The sequence below is a fragment of the Mycoplasma sp. 6243 genome (assembly GCF_051200785.1).
Classification (GTDB): Bacteria; Bacillota_I; Bacilli_A; order Mycoplasmatales; family Metamycoplasmataceae; genus Mycoplasmopsis.
In genome coordinates this window covers 630,410-650,453 of the sequence record NZ_CP195154.1, presented here as the reverse complement: position 1 = coordinate 650,453, position 20,044 = coordinate 630,410, and the positions used below count along the sequence as shown (strand labels likewise).

The following is a 20,044-nucleotide window of genomic DNA, read 5'->3' as shown; positions in this document are numbered from 1 at the left end:
AGTTGATTATATTGTAAATTTTCTTAGCTTAAAATCTTATTTTTAAATGAAGAAATTTAATAATTATTTATCTATAAAAAAGTATAAAAATACAAAAATATTTAACTAGTTTTTATGATAAAAGTTGATAATTTTTTCATAAAAAATTAATTTTTTTGTTCTTATTATATAAATAAATTAAAAATTGTATCTTATGAATTTAAATTATTATATAATATTACATATTATATACAATGAAAATTTTGATAATAATTAAACACCTTAATTTAACCAGAAAATAATTTTGGTTTTTAATTATCTAAGAAAGTGGTAATTAATGCGATTAAAGAAATCTAAACTTGTTTTAACAGCAACAGCTGCTGCGGCAGTAGGATTAACTATATCTGCTACTAGTGCAACAAATCAACAACCAAATAATTCAAGCAATCATAAAATATATCAAATTTATCCGACTGTTAAATCTATAACATATGCAGATAATAAAAAATATTTATTATCTAATGAAGTTAATTTAGTTTTTGAAAAAGGAATTGATGAAGCAGTTAAATCAAGAATTAAAGAAGCATTACAATTAAAAAAATTAACTGTTACAGAAAGTCGTTCATTTAAAGATAGTGATGGTAAAACAAACATTTTAGTTGGAACAACCAACAATACTGATACATATATTGATAAAAAAGCAAGTTTATTAGGGCTTGATTTTAACGCATCTTTGAAATCACATAATGATTCATATATTTTATCTTCAAAACGTAATTACATTACTTTGTTAGCAAAAAACAACACAGCAGCATTTTACGGTGCTACAACTTTTTGACATATTCTTAATCAACTTGATGGTGATCAAATCGAGACATTTAATATTCAAGATTATTCAGATGTAAAACTTCGTGGAGTGTTTAGCTATAATAACGGAACCCCTTGAGATTTGAATGCAAAAATAGATTTTATGAAATGAGGTAGTTATTATAAACTTAACTCATATCTATATTTTGATAAAGATGATCAAAAAACAAGAGATCAATGAAAAACAGAATATACATCTGATGAACTTACAAATAAATTTTCAAAGTTAATCCAAGAATCCAAGAAAACTAAAATAAATTTAGTTTATATGCTTGATCCTTTTGATTCAAATGATAAAATAACAGTTGCTAATTACGATGAAAATTTATCAAAGATTAAAACTAAATTTGAACAACTTATTACAGCTGGGATAAGAAAATTTGGTTTATTTGCAGAAAACCAACCCTTTTCTGAAAATACTTCGCAACAAGTAACATATGAAACAAAAATACTAAATGATTTAATTACTTGATTAAAAGAAAAACAACAAATTACGAGTGACTTAAGTACTAATTTAATTTATGCACCTGCTAATAGAAATACAACTATAACATATAACTCTTATGCTAATTTTCCTTCTGAAGTTGAAATAATTAATTCAGCAACTGGCGCTTATGCAGGGGTACATAATACATCTTTAACAACATTTAAAACTACAACCAACAAAACCCCTGTTGCATGAGTTAATTGACCAAATAATTCAGATGCACCTGCACAACTGATATTAGGTGGTTATAAAGAATTTTTTGGAACTGATGTAACAGCAGACAACTTGCAAGGTGTATTAATTAATCCGATGCAACAAGCACAAGCATCAAAAATTGCTGCATTTGCTGCTGCGAATTTTGGATGAAAGATTTGAAGAAATGATACTGAAATAAATAATATTTATCAAGCAGCATTTTCTAATGCACTTAATAAAAGCAATATTTTTGATATTGAAACTCAATCATACTTAAAACTTGCTAAACATATTAAAAAACCAGATATTAGTAATTATCCAAGTATCAATGAATCTGAAGAAATCCAAAGTCAAATTGATGCTTTTAAAACAAATTTAGCATCGAATCATTTTGATAAAACAAAAGCAGAAGCATTGATTACAGATTTTCATGATCTTGAAAAAGCAGCAAGTATTCTTAAAACATCACAAAATGCTGAATTTAACAAGGAAACGTCGGTTTATCTTGATACATTTATAAATCTTTCACAAACAGCAAAAGAGCTGCTTTTATCAGTAATTAAAAAGCAGGAAAATAGCAGCAATGACTTTATCAGTTATTATAATCGTGGAATAGAATTACTTAATGAGTTAAAAACAACTCATAAAATCACCTACAACGGACAATCATATGATGCTATTGTTGGTAGTTCACATTTGATGCCGTTTTTAGATTGATTAGTTTCTTGATTGAAACCAAGAATTGAATCATCACTTTTTATCCCGCCTGTGAAATTGACTCAAACATTTATAACTAATTTGCAACGTCAAGATAGTCTGGGTAAAGGTGGAACCGATACAGTCTTTTATAAAGGAAACCCGTATCAAGTTATTTTAAAAAATAGTAGTGGACAATTACATCAAAATGATTATTTTGGTGTTGAATTTAATCAACCAATCACCCTTAAATCATTACAAGTGAAATATTTAGGACTGCATGAAGATTACTTTATAAATGCAAAAGTTCAATATCAAACATCTACAAATAGTACTTGAACTGATGTAAATGGTTGAAATGTTAATGTTACATCTGCAAATCAATATAATCCGATTGTTTTAAATAATCAAAATATAGCAAATGTAACAAAAGTAAGATTAATAAACAATGATACTACTCCTAGACAAAAATGAGTTCGTTTACAAGAATTTGTTATTAATTCAGGTGAACTAACATCAAATAAAACATGAGAAAGATATTCACATGTTAGTTATAATGCTGATAATACTACTAATTTAATGTATCTTGTTTATCAAAACAAAAGCACTGATAAAATGTTTGATGATTTAGATTCAACAGGTGCTGCATTTACTAAGGTGGTTCAAGGTAAACAAGGAAGCAGTGATGTTAATGTTGGTGCAAACATTCCAAGGGATGCTACAGTAGGTTTTAGTTTAGATAAAAAGCAATGAGTTTCACATATTTATATTAACCAATCATTTGATTCTGCAACTGATTTACCACAAGATGCAATCATCGAATATAAAGATGAAGATGAAAAAGATACCAGTAGACAATGAAAGCAATTTGGTTCAGCTCATTTAAAATGAGGTGAAAATTCAACAGTTGTAACAGGATATGCACATGCAAAAGATTTTAGAATTAAAAACACATCAGAGGTTCAGCATTGATGACGTATAGATGAAATAAGAGTATTTTTAACTAATAACGATAGATACAACTATACTACTGCTGATATTAATCGTTTGTTAATACACGATAATAAAGGTCCTAATTTAATGTTTGATGGGGATGATCATACATTCGCTTGATTAAAAGCGACATCAACAGGTGGTTCATTAAGTCAAAATGATGGTTTTGATATTAATTTTTCAAATCCAAAAAATCTTAAATCAATTCGTTTGTTATATAAATATGTCAATGATCAAAATCCAGGAGCAGGAGATCGCACCAGCCAAATAAGTATAGAAAAGAAAATCAATAATGTTTATATTCCTTGAAGAACATATGATTTATCTGGTGATGATATTACAATTAATATTTCAAATGCAGATAATTTTGGAACCGTTACAGGACTTCGTTTAAGAACCTTAAAAGCAGAAAATTTTGGATTTAATATTAATACCATTGCATTTACCGAAAATAAACAAGACAGTACTCATTATGTTTATAGTGAAAATGCAGCAGTTAATGATTTGCTTGCTAAATACGATGGATACAATACATTTGAGTTATACCATCAAAAAAGTCCTGAAGAAAAGCAAGATATTACCTTAAAAGCAAATGAGAGAATCGGTTTAGATTTAAGTAAAATTCAAAATATTCAGACATTTACTAAGGAATATGACAATCCTACTGCTAATTCTAATGCATTAAAATTACAATATTCTGATAATGGTTATGAATGAGTTGATGCTGCATCGGATACTATTGCAGCAAACACTAAAGCCCGCTATATTGCTTTATTTAACTCAGGAAGTTCGGATTTAACTTTAAGTTTTAAAAAGATAACTGTTACAGTAGAAAACCTTGCTTTAAATCCAAAATTTGATTCAACAGATATCACACAAAATCCACAAACAGAACGAAATAATGAACTAGATGGTTCGGTTTTTACATACGATCAATTTGGTCCAAATATTAATGCAAATAATTATATTATTTACGATTTAGGTCGTCAAACAGATATAAAATCTCTACGTTTATATACTCAAGATGATACATCTGATTATCCAAGGGATATGGATGTACAAGTTTCATCTGATAAAAGTTCTTGACACACTGTTTTTAGTATCGGAGATACTACTACCGATGCTGATTCAACAACAATATTAAAAAATGTCGCTACTGGTTCTTACGATTCTAAATATGCTGTGAATCCTAAACTTATCAATGACCATCGTTATCCAGGGTTTAAATATTGAGGAAACGATTCGATTTCAAATCAAAAAGCTAGATATATCAAGATTTTAATAAAAGCTAATTATCCAAGCAATAAAAAACTTAAAATCAATGAAATAGTCGTAAATCATAATAAAATCCAACAACCTAACTACACTAGTAACTATTTTTCAGGAACTAAATATGAACCAACCGATGATAGTAAATTAGATTTTCTTCATGATAAGGATTTAAGTACTTATTATCAACCAAAACAAGAAAACGGTGAATTAATTTATACCATCGATGATAAGTCACTTATTAATAAACATTTACGTATTTTAACCATTGAAAGTAATTCGCTTGCAAAGGTATATTATCGTAAAGAAAATGAAACAAACACCTTCCATCTCTTAGGAACATTAACTAACAACCTTAATGAATTTATCCTGCCTCAAAATCAAAAAGTTGTGCAAATTAAAATTGCTTGAGAAACTAAAAGACCTAAGATACTAGAAGTTTATGACTTTGATCCAGTGCAAGTTGCATCGGTATCTACCGATAAAACAGCTTTACAAAATGAAGTTAATAAAACTGATCCGAGTGATTATAATTTATGAACACAAGCATCTAGAAATGAATTTTTACATTGAAAAACTACTGCTACTAATGCTTTAAAACAAATTACAGAAGGAAATCAAAGTAAAGATCAATCATATACACAAGCAAGTTTAGATGCTATTAAAGATGCATTAATTTATGCAAGAGATCACTATAATAAAAAGGTTGATCTTACTTTAGTGCAACACGAAATTACCAATAAAGCATTAAATAACCCGATTGTATATACATCTGAATCATATCAAGAATATGAAAATAAAATATCAAGTGTGCAAAGTCAAATTACACACCCAGAAAATCTAAGTCAACACCAAGTTGATGCATTTTATCGTGATATTTTAAATAAAAAAGCAGCATTAATAAAACAAACTTGATTAACTGATTTAAATAAACAAAATGAATTGATAAAGAAGATAAAAGAAGAATTGACAAAATTAGAAGATATCCCTGAGTCAGTTAAGTTACATAATAAATTTGATGAATTTGCAGATACAAATGTCTTACAATCTTTATATAATGAAATTAATGCTCAATATATAAGTGAAAATAATCAAAAGACACAACTAAAACAACAAATTGAACATAATAAAACATTATCTGAAGACCCTGAACATATTAATACATTAACTGAAAAATTACCTAAAACAACATTATTATATAGTCTACAGCATCTTAAAACTCAATCTGATGAGATGTTAGCTCAAGAACAAAGAGAAAAAACTGATTTACAAACACAAATAAAGGGCCTTTTAAGTAATTTTTATGATAGCGAAAACTCAAAACCATTATCAGAAGAATTAAAAACAACAACTAATTTAGTGCAACTTCGCTCTTTAAAAACCAAAGTAGAGCAGCAAAAACAAATTGATGAACAAGAAAATAATTTAAGAACTTTAATCAGACAAAATATTACTAACCTAGAGGATTTTTCAAATTTAATTTTATATAATGAAAAAACCTTAAAGAAAACTCGTGGTGTGTCGGCACTTGAAAAAATGTATACTAATTCATCTGCTGCTGTAAATAATGAAAGTCATTTAAAACAAGAGTTAAAAGTTCAAATAGATGAAAAAATTAGACAACTTACCAAACAAGAAAACATTACTTTATATACTGATAAATTTAATAAGTTAAAAACCACTGATAACCTTAACTTCTTTATCGGATTAGAAAAGAAAATTCAAGAAACTATTGAACAAGAACAAAAAGAAAAGCTAAAAGCACAAATTAATGCTGTTTTAACAACTTTAGAACTAGAAACTCATAAAAATGAAATTAATACAGGCTTAACTAGTTCAGATACTGTTGCAGCACTAGAGCAATTATTACAAAAAGCTAATGAATTTAAAACTAGTGAAGATAATCAAAAAGCTCAACTTCGTTCAGATATAACTCATACAGCAGGTTTATTGGAAATTCAAAATAACCAAGATACCATTAATAATTCTTTATCTACTTCACAAACAATTGCACAATTGCAAAGTTTAAAAATACAAGCTGATAATCTAAAAGCACAAGAAGATGCTAAAAAAGCAGCATTAAATACTGAATTAGATAATTTAGTTTCAAGATTACAACTTGATAATCATATCAATCCTATTACTAATCAAAGACAAAATGCAACTATTCCTACATTAGAAACACTAAAACAAACTGCTGAACAATATCTTCGTGACGAAGAGCAACAAACTCAACAATTAAAAAATGATATTAATGTTTTAATTGATCAATTAGGAAAAGATTCAAACAAGGAATTAATTAGAAATAATTTATCATCTACTTCTCAAATTAATGCTCTTGAAAACTTGAAAACACAAGCAGAAAATTTAGTTAATACAGAAAAAACTGAATTAAGAAACCAAATTAATTCAACACTTGCATTATTAGAATTACAAAATCATAAATCAGAAGTTCAAAATGAATTGAATAATGCTAATTTATCTGTTGCTCAGTTAACTTCATTAAAAAACAAAGCACAAGGATTTTTAAATGATGAAAATCTACAAAAAGCACTTTTAACTAATCAAATTCAAGCAATTAAATCTAAATTAGAGCAAACAAACCATATCCAAGAAGTTGATAATGATTTAAATTCATCACATACTATTAATTCTTTAGAAACACTTAAAACTAAGATAAATAACTTTAAACAAGAAGAAGATAATCTAAAATCCGATTTAAAGAAACAAATTCTTAATGCAATCACTAAATTAACTTACCCAGAAAATCAAAGTAATTTTCAAAATAAACTTAATACCACTAGCAGCATTGCTAATTTACAAACTTTATTAAATGATGTAAATTCTGCTGTTGCAACTGAAGCTGAAGAACTCGCTTTAAAAGCACAAATTAAGCAAGTTGTAGCGACTTTAGAAGATCCGGCAAACAAAAATCAAAGCAAATATCAAAATAAAGCAATTGATGATTTACGCGACAGATCAACAATTGAAAGTATTTTACAGCAAGCACAAGAAGCAAAAGTTTCCGAAATACATCGTCGCGATCAAGCAAATAATAATATTAAAAAACTGCTTGCTAATATGCATAATCGAAAGATTGCTGATGAGCAAGAAGCAAAATATCATCCGATAACTGATTTATTAAAACTCGAAGAATTTGATAATCAATTAGTTGAAATCGCAGATGAAGATCAAAAACGTTATGATATTACACAACTACTTAATTCGCTTCAAGATTATAATAATGTTGTCAAATATAATGACAAGTTATTAGCAGCAACTCAAAAAGACGGACTTGATCAAATTAAAACACAAGTTAGAGATGCAGTGGATAGCGAAGAAAATGCTCGTACCACATACACTTCTACAAAACTTCCTAACTTACTAGCACAAATTCAAGATGTAAATCAGCATTCTTATTTGGATGCTAAGTTGCAAAAACTTAAGAATTTATATAATACCAAGAATTTAAATGTTAACTCTGTTTATGCATTAGAATCAGAGATGAATGAACAAATAGCAGCAGAAAATCACGAAAAACAAGACACTGAAAACAAAATAAGAAGCATTCTTTCAAAATTGGAGAAATCTGAAAATCAAAGCTTTGTTAATGAGTTTTTAAATAATTTATCAAGCAAAAACTTAAATGATTATCGCGATTTTTTACCTCAGGTACAAGCTCGCTTAGATGCTGAAAATGCCGAAAAAGCACAACTTCGTAGCGAAATAGAGCAAAGTGTATCGCAACTTGATTTATCAGAGCATCAATTACAAGTTAATAATATGTATAATCAAAATAGCACAATTGAACAACTTAAGAATGCTAAAAATCAAGCACAACTTCTAATAAACAAAGAAACACAAGAAAAATCTGAATTGAGAGCAGAGATTGGTAAACTTAAAAATCAACTTGAAGATCCCGAAAATCAAAATCAAGTTGATACTGATTTAGCAAACACATCTAATAATTTAATTAAATTAAGAGAAACCAAAAGTGCTACTGAACAAAGAATAAAAGATGAGACATTCGAAAAGAATTCATTAACAAACCAAATTGATCAGTTATATAACAAGTTAGAATTAGATAATAACCGTCAAGAAATAGAAAACAAAAAAACAACTGATACAAAACTTCCACACATGCGTGTTTTAAGAGAAAGAGCACAAGAACTTTTAGATCAAGAACACGCTAAAAAAGAACAATTAAAGCAAGAAATAAAAGATAAAATTGATCATTTAATGTATCCTGATAATCAATTATCAAATCGTGCATCATTAGCAAATTCAAACACCATTGCTGAATTAGAAAAACTAAGCAAACATATTGATGCAGTTAATGCAGAAGAAGAACGACTTGAATCGGTGCGTGCAAAAGCACTAGAAGAGGTAAAAAAACTTGAGGACCCGATTAATCGTTCATTGTTAAGTGATGATTTTATTAAAACTACACAGCCAAAGGATCTTGATGAGTTATTTGTTAATGTTAAATCACAAGTTGCAAAAGAAGAACAAGAAAAAGAACGGCTAAAAGCAAAGATAAAAGAAGATTATGATAAATTAACAAATGCAACAGAAAAGCAAAAGTTGAAAGCTAAAATGGATTCGGCTAAAAAACTTGTTGAATTGCGTAATTTAGATAAAGAAGTTTATGCACAATTTGCTGAAGAAACGTTACAACAGCACTTAATTTCTGAAATTAAAACAATTGAAGTTCCAAAACTTGATGATCAAAATACTATAAATAGCATTTATGATCAATTAAACGAATATAAAAATTCAACTAGTTTAAAAATACTCTTAGATCAAGTTAAGCAGGAAATAAAAGAAGAAGCAGCACAAAAAGAAACTCTTAAAAAAGAAATAGAAGAAAAAATAAAGAAATTACAAGATAAAAACAATTTAGATACTTATAAACACCAATTTGATTATGCTAAGAAAACCAATAATTTAAACGATTTTAGAGCATTAAAAACTGACCTTGATCAAGCATTGCATCAAGAAGAACAAATGCGTCAGCAGTTATCAAATAATATTGATACACTTGCTAATCAACTCGAAGATGCAACTCATAAAACGACTATAACAACTAAAAAACCTAATGTTACATCTGATTTAAATAAATTGCGTGAATTAAATAACGAAGCACAAGATTTAATTAAAAAAGAAGATGAAGAAAAGGATAAGTTACACAAGGAAATAATAGATGAGTTGTTAAAATTCCATGATTTTAATAATGCGATTAATTTAGCATTAAAACGTAAGAATACAACTGAGTTAAATGCTTTAAGAGCATTGAAAACCCAGGTAGATAATGCTAAAGCAGAAGATCAAAAAGAGTATGATTTAAGAGAAAAAATCAAAAAGATTGTTGAATCACTAGAAGACTTTGATCATATTAGTAAATATAATATGGATGTTTTATCGCGAACAAACGGACAAAGCAACTTACAACAATTATTAAATAAAGTAACAGCAGCTCAAACTAAGGAGAATTCAGAAAAAGAAAAATATAAAAATAACATAAAGACTAATTTAACAAAATTAGAAGATCCTGATAATATCAAGAGCTTCAATGATTTAAATACAAAAGTTGAAAAAAATCCTAATTTAAATAGTTATTTTGGTTTAGATTATAAAATAGATCAAGCATTAAAAACTGAAGAGACTGAAAGAATACAGTTAAAAGCAAAAATTAACGATATTTTAGCAAAATTGCAAGATCAAGGTAATATCAAGAAAGTTAAAGATAAATTGCAAACTGCTACCACTTTAACCCAACTTCGTGAATTATTAAAAGAAACAGATAATATGTATGCTGAAGAAACACATGAAAAACAAAAACTTCAAGATCACATTGAAACTGTATTAAGTAAGTTAAGATTATTTGATCAAATTGCTACATTAAACACTGAATATCGTGACATTAAAAACTCTAAGGAATTAAATGATTTAAGATCTTTTAAAACCAAAATTGATGCTGAATCAGCAGTTGAAGAAAGTGAATTTAGCAAGTTATTTGGACAAACATCAGACAAAATTGCTAAATTACACGATTTTGATACCTTTGTCAAATGAACTCATAAATTAAATCAAAATACACATATTGATTCGTTGCATGCTCTTAATGATGCTTTAGTTGATGTTATCAATGAAGATACAATTAAGTTTAACATCCGCGAAGAAATTAAAGAAAAATTACCACACTTAGAAGAAGCGCAGCATATTATTAAATTAAATGCTAAACGATTGTTTACAACTACCAGTAAGAGAGATTTACAAAATTTCTTAGATGAATTAAATATAGGACTTGCACAAGAAGCAGCAGAAAAAGTAAGAATTAAAGCACAGATTGAATCACGATTAGCAAAACTAGAAGATTCGCAAAATATACAAACATATACAGAAAAATATGCTAATTCGCAAAACAGCGATTTACTCATAAATTACACTCCACTTAGTGCTAAACTTTCTGATGTTTTAAAACAAGAAGAACAAGAAAGAGAGCAATTACGAACTAAAATTACATCATTATATCCACAATTAGAAGACTTTAATCATATAGTTGTTTATAATGAAAACAATTTATTGAAGTTAACTAATTTAAATGATTTAAGAAAGTATTATACAGATACCTTTAATGCTTTACAAAGTGAAAAACAACGAAAAACAGAATTAAAAACCTTAATTGAAAATAAACTAAGAGGTTTAGAAGATAACTATAACATTATTTTATATAACAAAAAATACCATCACAGCAATCAAATCAATCAACTTAACTACTATGAAGCATTGTATGCAAAAATTTCTGAAGTATATGATTCTGAACACAGTGAAGTTCGTTTGTTAAAAGAACAAATCAGTGATTTATTAAATTCATTAGAAGACTTTGAGCATATTTTTACCTATAATACCAAGAATTTTGCTAACATCGATAACCTAGAAGATCTAAGAGTTTATAAAGCAAAAGTTGCCACAGCAAAACATAGTGAAGATGTGCAAAAGGAAAATCTAAGAAAACAAATTGTTGCTAAGGTTGCTTTATTAGAAGAACCAGAAAACATCAAAATATATTCTGATAAGTTTCATAAAACAACAAATTTAAATTCTTTAATCGCTTTAAATGATAAATTAGATGAAATATTAAGCAAAGAATCGGTTGAAAAGACAAAATTACAAACTCAGATTCATAACTATATGCCACTTTTAGAAAACCTTGATCACATCAGTTTATATAATGAAGTAAGTCTTTTGAAAGCAAACAGCATACCAAAATTAAGAGTATTCTTAGCAGATGTTACAGATGCATATACATCCGAATCAGAACGTAAAGAATCGTTAAAAGAATTAATCCCAAATATGCTAAAAAAACTTACTACACCTGCATATATTAAAACATATACAAGTTTATATAATAAAATCGAGAATTTAAATGACTATGAAGCTTTATATCGTTTGCTTAACATCGCTCTAAGCATCGAATCCGATGAAATAATTTCATTAACAAATCAAATAAAATCAACTGTTAAACAACTTGAGCAACCGCAAAATATTGTTAAATATGATAATAATGAATATGTAGAAATTAAAAATGTCATCGATTTAAGAAAATATAAAAATGAAGTAGTTCAAGCAAAAGCATCAGAAGATAAATTAAAAAATGAATATCGTTCTAAAATCGAAGAAAGTATTAGTAAGTTAAGTGATCAAAAAAACATTGATACATATACAGACAAACTGGATTCAACATCTTATTTAGATTCATACCAAAAGTTATATGATGATGTCTTAGAAACCTTAAAACAAGAAGCAAGTGAAAAATCAGTTTTAAATAAAGCATTAGAAGATGTTGCTGCAAGATTACAAGCAGTTACTCATATTTCTGAATTAAATTCAGTAAAATACGATGCAAATGATTTAAATACATTAAGAGAAAAACTCTCATATGCAAATAATGCATATCAAACAGAAACACAACGTAAATCATACTTACAAACTTTAATAGAAAGCAAGTTTGATAGAATTAAACCAACAAATGAAGTAGCAGCATTAAAAGAACAATTTAATTCCAATGATAATTTAAATGGTTATGAGTTAATTAATAGCAAACTAGATTCATTGATTGATTCTCAATCAATTGTTTCAACAAAACTAAAACCATATATCCCTCTTGCAAGTATTTTGACCTTAGGACTTATTTGAATTATCATCCTTGTTGTTTTAAGACACAGAAGAAGAAAACAAACTAGCTAATGCTAGTTTATTTTTATTCCTATGATGCAGTGTTATCCACGCACTTTAATGCATTCATCAAATACTTTTATCATTTGTTTTACTTGGTTGATTTCTTCTTTATCAAGTAATTTAAAACGAAAGTCTAATATCCGTTCTTCGATAATATTGGTTTGAATGTGACCAGTAGCAAAAGCTTGAAATTGGATTTGATAACTTTGATCAAATAAAAATTTAAAAAATGAATACCTTATCTTTTCGTCATTGATATAAATTCGATAAAAACCATTTGAGATAATGACATCTGAATTATCCAAATTAAAATAAAAGAATTTATCATATGAACCATATAAATAAGGTAAATAAATGCTGTCTTTGTGACCTATTTGCTTCGCTCTTGAAATATTTTGAATTTGTCATCCACGTAGCTTGTTTGAAAGTGTATATAAACCTTTGCTATGTGTTTGAGCAATCGGGATGTATGAATAAATTTTGCTTTTTATAATTGATTTTTCAAAGTTTTTTGTCTTTTTTTCAATAATTAATCCGTTTTGATTATTTTGTTTATATTCTCGCAGAGAATATAAACTTTTATCATTTAAAATTAATGAAATTTTTGTGTTTGATAATTCTGGTTTTAACTTTAATGAACTGTCTAAGTCTTGCATATAGGTATATCCGTAATTTATCGAGTGATTAACCTGTGACAATCCAATGATTTTTTCATCATAAGCAAACTGCTGCATTCTTTTTAGAATTTCAGGTAAATCAGTGTTTAAAATTGCTTCATTATTCGCATCTTTTAGAATTTCACCATTTTCTTCATTTATTTTATAAATAGGAGGTAAATTTTTTGTATTAAAGTCAAAACCGATGTTTTTGACTACATCTGTAAAAATTTTATAATTGTGTATTCGTTTAGTTTTCTTTACAAATAATACATCAGTTTTTACTCCTGTTTCAGCACCCTTAAATACCCCTTCTGGAAAAGAGATATCTGCTAAAATATGAAAATTATCAATTAAGTATTTTCTGATATATCTTTGTTGTTGATTATTTAAATAACCACTAGGCAGCACAATTGCTAAAATTCCATTCTCCTTAAGCAGATTCATTGCTCTTTCGATAAATAAAACCCCTAATTGTCCGTTACAATGTTCATTAAGTTTGTAATGTTTTAGAATACTTTGATTCCCCATAAATTTAACTTTGCTACCAAAAGGTGGATTTGTAATGACAAAATCAAAAAAGCTGTTATTTTTATTTCAATTTGCAATGCTATCGATTTGATGAATTTTAGTTCTACCATCACCGTTTAATACCATATTAAAGAATGCAACAGAACAAGCATCTTTTGAAATATCTCAATAATATAAATTGTCTTTCATATCTTTATAATCTGGATTATTTTTGTATTTTTGGATAACCCCAGTTAAAAAATCTGCACTACCACCAGCTGGATCAATGACAGCTTGATAGGGTTTAATATCTAAAATATTAACTATAAAATCAATTATAGCAACAGGTGTATAATATTGTGCCATATTAATTTTATCTAAAATTTTTGAACTAAACTTCATAAAGAAATCTTGTGGTACGCTGGATTTACTTTTAATAAATGAATATGGTTGTAAAAGTTTTATTACTTTTTGCAAGTCATCATATTTAAAAATAAGTTCTTTTTGTACTTGCTGTCCTTGCACAAAATTTCTTTGATAATAATCATATGCATCTGCTCATAATTTTTCAAATACTGCAATATTTGTAGTTAATGCAGTAAATTTTAAATCATGTTTATGAAATTGTTCATCATAATATTTCGCTAATATCACCTGAAAAAGACCTTTATATCGTTCATTTTTTCCATAACCAAGTGAATGAATAATCAAATCTAACGCATCAAATAACACTTTTGCATTTTGTATTGGGACTAATTCATCAAATTTAAATAAAGCAGTTTTAAAGTCTTCGCCATAATTAGGTAGCATTGATAAATTGTATTCATTGCCTTTATAAAAAAGTTTTTGATGACTACCATTATAAAAAATACCGTATTTGGCTTTCTTTAGATCTATTGCAGTTTGCAACTGATATAAGATTGCTTCTTTTATTTCTTTTTCACTGATATCATCTCTTTTAACTTCTGCTACTAATAAATATGAATCACCATCCTTAATCGCTAAATCAATTAGTTTTGGATGTGAACCTTTGCTACCTACTTGCATTTTTTCTTCTAAGTATATAGCATCTTTGTTATAATTTTTTGAAAGCAATATGTTTATTAAATCAATTCTTAATTTTTCTTCAGTTGATGTTTTACCATCTTTTGCTTTTTCATTGATATTTAATTGACCTCGGATTGGACATATTAATTTAGACATTTTTCTCCTATATTTAAATATTACTATAATAAATTGTATTTATAAATTTATTAGTTACTTTATTGAAATTTTTGCAATTTTTGTTTTATAAATGTAATAGATAAAACAAAAAAGCAGTGATTTGTCATTAAAAATTTTATAAATGGGAATTTTATTCCATATAAATGAAAACTATGTTATCAAAAATACAATTTTTGCAAAAAGTGATGTGATTTGTTAAAGTTTTAGTTATAAAAATTTATAATTATTATGATAAAGGAGTTGTAATGTCAAAGTATAAAAAATGATGATTTTCTGCTGTTATTTTAGCTTCTACATCGGTTGTAGTTGCTGTCGCTTGCAATGGAGAAAATAGCACTCAAAAAAGCGAAGAATCTGATAAGTCCACACCAAATAAAGATAAAAATCCTAATAAAGGTAGTACATCACCTGTTATAAATCCAAAAGAGCAATCAAAACCCCCTACTTCAACAAATCCAAGTATAACTAATCCGATTAAAACTACACCACAACAATCTAATCCAACTAAACCTACTAACAATCCAGAAGATGGTAAACTATCAGAAGATGAAAAAAAGGATAAGTCATCTGAAAAAACAGACCAATTTGGAGAGAATAATCAACAAAAACAAGGAGATACAAAACCTATTGATAAATGGGCAAAAGATAATGCAAACAATCTTTTTAAACTCGTCTCAGTTGATAATCTTAAAGAATTAATTTCAAAGAATGAAAAACTTTTTTATAACTACGAAACAAGAAAATTAGTTAAACAACCAGTTGAAACAAAATATTTGAAAGTGAAAGAACTAGGTAGTGATTCAATTTTTGATGTTTTTAGTTTAAAAACCGATTCAGAATATCAGCCTGCAAATGCAAATGAACCAACAACAAATAATGGAACTAAAACATTTATCAATGGACAAATATATTATGTGATAAAAGGTAATGTTATTGCATTTTCTTATAAAATTGCACAATATATACCTAAACAAGAACCAATTATTTCAAATGATATTTATTGATCAAGTTTTAATATTGAAAATGGTCAACAAGTTGATACACCTGATTCGTTGAAACAAGAGCAAATAAATAAATCAGAGCAATTACAAACAATCAGTGAACCTTTTAAAGTTTATTCTGATAATGCTGATGAATTTATGAATATGTTAGATGATTTAACTTCTGATAATAAACAACTTCCGGATTTAGTATATTCAGATGGTAGTTTTAGCTTTGATAAGCACAACGAAGACTTAGGAGATTATATTACTTTTAATAAAGATGATTATGCTAAATATATAATTGGTTCAGATGCATCAAAACCAACTCATTTTAAGATGAATTGAGATACAGATACCGAAAAAATTACCATAACATATAAAAATAAAAATAATCCAGATAAAATAGAGACTCAAGTTATTAACCTTGATAGTGATGATGAAAATAATCCAGTCGATAATTCAAAACAACAAACTCCTAATAAGCAAAAAGATAATAAGAATCCAGAACAAACAAGTGGAGTGTTTGTTTTAAATGTCAAAGAATTTAACAAAATAGCAGAAAAATATGATAAATCACAAGGTTCAAAATATAAACATAAACTTTATTTGTATAAAGGTAATTTCTTAGGTTTTTTTGGACAATCAAACGAATCAAGCAACCAAATATTGAATTTTAATAAAGGTTTTGATCAAAGAAACATTGCTGGTGATCAAAATGATTCAAAATATTTTGCAACATCATTAGATAAAGATAAAAAAACCTTTACAGTAACTTACTTTAACAAAAGAACAAATCAAGAAGAAAGTCAAACATTTACATTAACAACAGATTCAAAAGATGATTATTCTGATAACTCACAAAGAAACTTAAATACTAGTAGCACTAAATTAGATAAAAATCAAACTGTTTTTGTAAGACCACCGTTTGGAGTAAAGTTTGAAATAAAAAATAACACCCAAATGCCACCGATAATAACTGTTTTTGATCACCTTGATTCACCTGGAGCAAAACTTAAAAACTCTAGCAAATATAGCGAATCTTTTGTTAAAACAACATCAGAATTATATAAAAGTCGTTTTAACAATTTGGTAGTTAAAAAGAACGGAGCTCAAGAATTTTCTGAATTTGTTGCTATCCCGCAGTTATTGAATTATTATAAAAACTTAGATAGCAACAATGAATCACTTGTAATTTTTGGAGGAGATACAAATATTGATTCATCCAACTTTAAAGTAGATAAATATTTCTCATCTGATGTTCATCGAGTACTTGTTTCAGATTCACCAAAAAACCCGGATTGATACACATCTTTAAACACAAAAAGTGGTTATGCAAATCCGTATGATAAAATGTATTATTTAAACGGCGAAGATTCATATTATGATACTATTACAACATCTGATGATGCTAATTTAAAATTTAAAGTTGACACTTATAAAGCATTTAAAGAATATATAAAGAATACTAATCAATACGCAGGTTATGATAAAGACAAAAATTTTAATTGAAATATAAGATATAGAATTTCTGATCATGCACCTGTTTTTACAGATGTAAAAGTAAAAAATATTACAGTAAATACAGCAAAATCAACTGATTCAAATTATCCAAAACCAGCAAATACTATAAGAATAGCACACTGAAATATCGAAAATTATGGTAAAAAAACTACTGATTACAAAAGTACTGCTGACTTTAAAATAGATGCTATTGCCACCTTGATTAAAAAAGTTGGTTTTGATGTTATAGGTTTAACTGAAATAAACGATAAACAAGGAAATTCGGTTAACTACATCTTAGATGAGTTAAATAAAAATGGAGGTAATTATAAATTAATTTTACAACCCCGTGAACAAACATTGTGACAAAACACAAAATATGCTTTTTTTCAAGGTGGAGCAACTGAGCAAATTGCTATTATATATAATGCGAATGTATTACAGCCCGCAAATTTTACTAAAACAAATCAAAATAGTGCTTCATTTCGTGAAAGCATAAATTTATACGGAGAAGTGATACCTAAAAATTAATATTCAACATTTTTCAAGTTTTAAATTATGATAAAATAACTATAATGTAGTTATTTTTGGAGGGGTAATGTTACGGATAATAAGTGGTTTATATCGTAGTAGAAAGATTAGTCAGCCTGATTTAAAAGATACAAGGCCTACAACAGATAAAGTTCGTGAGGCTGTTTTTGCTTCATTGCAGTTTAAAATAGAAAATAAAAGTTTTTTAGATCTTTTTTCTGGTTCGGGTGCGATTGCGATAGAAGCATTAAGTAGGGGTGCTTTGAAAGTATATGCAGTGGAAAAAAATATAAAGGTCTTTAGAGTGCTACAAGAAAATTTGCAGAGTCTAAAAATAGATACAATTAATGCTGTAGCATCGGATGCTTTGAATTTTTTGCAAGTCAATACAATGAAATTTGACTTCATCTATCTTGATGCTCCATATTTAGATTACAAATTACTTAATGATACTTTGCAATTAATTTCACAAGCAAAAACATTAAATATTGATGGAGAAATAATAATTGAGACAAATAAAGTTTCTGAAGTAGTCATTCCTGATGACTTTATAGTTTATAAAAGCAAAAGATATGGAAAGGTAGATATTTTATATCTTGCTTATGCTCAATAAAATCATCAAAGTTACTTGTACAGAGTTAAGTTATCAAGGATTAGGTGTATGTCGCGAGCATGCTAAACCTATTTTTGTGCATGATCTTTTTGTCGGTGAAAAGGCAAAAGTGCAAATTTATAAAGAAACTACTAAATTTGCTTTTGCAAAAGTAGTCGAATTAATCACTAAATCTGAACATCGTGATAAATCATATTCTTGCATCAACAGTGCTCCTCTGATTAATTTAGCATATAACCAACAACTTGCTTTTAAAGAGAATTATCTTAAATCACATCTGATTCGTAATTTAAATATTAACGAATCAGTAATTGATGCATTTCAACCGGCAATCCAAGAAACTCATTACCGTAACAAAATTAAGGTTGCATTAAAGTTGATTGATAATATTTTGCATTATGGAGAATATGATAGTAATTCAAATAATATTATAGTAACTGATGATATAAAAATCCAAAATAATATTTCTTTAAATGGAACATTAGATAAAATAATTAATGCATTGAATCAATATTCACAAAAAAGTCATCGTTATAAAGTTTTAGAAGCATTTCGAGAAATAACTTTAAGAATAAATCATATAAACGAAGTGCAAGTGTTATTCAATCTTTCTGATGATCAAAATGTTTATAGTGAAATAATTAATATTTTAAAATCTATTGATAATATAGTTCAATTATATTTTTATCAAAATCAAAAATTGAAATTAATTTTTGAAAAAAAACCTTTTTCGATTTTGATAAATAAAAAATCCTTTGATGTGCATATAAATTCGTTTTTTCAAATAAATATTGAGATGGCTACCAAAATTTTTAATGATATGCATAAAAAAGTAGCAGAAAACTTTAAACAAAATTTCATCGATTTATATTGTGGTGTTGGAATTATCTCACAATTAGTTGCTTATAAAAGACATAAAATCCTAGGTGTAGATATTTCAAAAGAAGCAATTGCTGCAGCAAAAGATAATGCATATGTAAATGGATTTAGATCGGCTAAATATATAAATGGTGATGTTTATCAAGTTATAGATTTATATAATCTAGATATTAATAATACTATTGTGGTTTTAGACCCACCCAGAGCAGGTTTGGATGTAAAATTGACTAAATGATTGAATAATATAAATTCATTTATTTATATGTCTTGTGAACTAAGAAGTTTTACACGTGATTTGCAAAACTTACAGCAACAAGGTTTTAAAATTAATTACATCAAAGGTTATGATATGTTTCCGAACACCCCGCATTTTGAAATAGTAGCTTATCTTAGTAAGTAAATAAAGCAAGTAGGTAGAATA

The 20,044-nt window shown here is 27.2% G+C and carries 5 protein-coding genes; 4 read left to right on the top strand and 1 reads right to left on the bottom strand.

From position 1 onward, the window contains the following. Positions 1–316 precede the first annotated feature (316 nt). Positions 317–12,736 (top strand): beta-N-acetylglucosaminidase domain-containing protein, encoded by a 12,420-nt coding sequence (locus tag ACR82Z_RS02670; RefSeq protein WP_435128405.1) that lies wholly within the window; start codon positions 317–319, stop codon positions 12,734–12,736. A gap of 32 nt (positions 12,737–12,768) precedes the next feature. Here ACR82Z_RS02670 and ACR82Z_RS02665 read toward each other — a convergent pair whose 3' ends face one another. Then, the gene (locus ACR82Z_RS02665) at positions 12,769–15,096 is read right to left on the bottom strand and encodes an HsdM family class I SAM-dependent methyltransferase (RefSeq protein WP_435128402.1); all 2,328 of its coding nucleotides are present in this window, start codon (positions 15,094–15,096) and stop codon (positions 12,769–12,771) included. Between the two features lie 266 nt (positions 15,097–15,362). On the opposite strand from ACR82Z_RS02665, the gene ACR82Z_RS02660 reads away from it, so the two are divergent. The 3 genes from ACR82Z_RS02660 (at position 15,363) to rlmD (ending at position 20,023) form a co-directional block, all read left to right on the top strand. After that, on the top strand, positions 15,363–18,131 hold the full coding sequence (locus tag ACR82Z_RS02660) for a hypothetical protein (protein WP_435128399.1): 2,769 nt from the start codon (positions 15,363–15,365) through the stop codon (positions 18,129–18,131). A gap of 67 nt (positions 18,132–18,198) precedes the next feature. Next, positions 18,199–18,744: a 16S rRNA (guanine(966)-N(2))-methyltransferase RsmD gene (gene rsmD, locus ACR82Z_RS02655; protein ID WP_435128396.1), complete on the top strand. Its 546-nt coding sequence runs from the start codon at positions 18,199–18,201 to the stop codon at positions 18,742–18,744. Next, entirely contained in the window at positions 18,734–20,023 is a 1,290-nt protein-coding gene (rlmD, locus tag ACR82Z_RS02650; RefSeq protein ID WP_435128393.1) for a 23S rRNA (uracil(1939)-C(5))-methyltransferase RlmD, read from the top strand. The genes rsmD and rlmD overlap by 11 nt, the downstream gene beginning before the upstream one ends. Positions 20,024–20,044 lie beyond the last annotated feature (21 nt).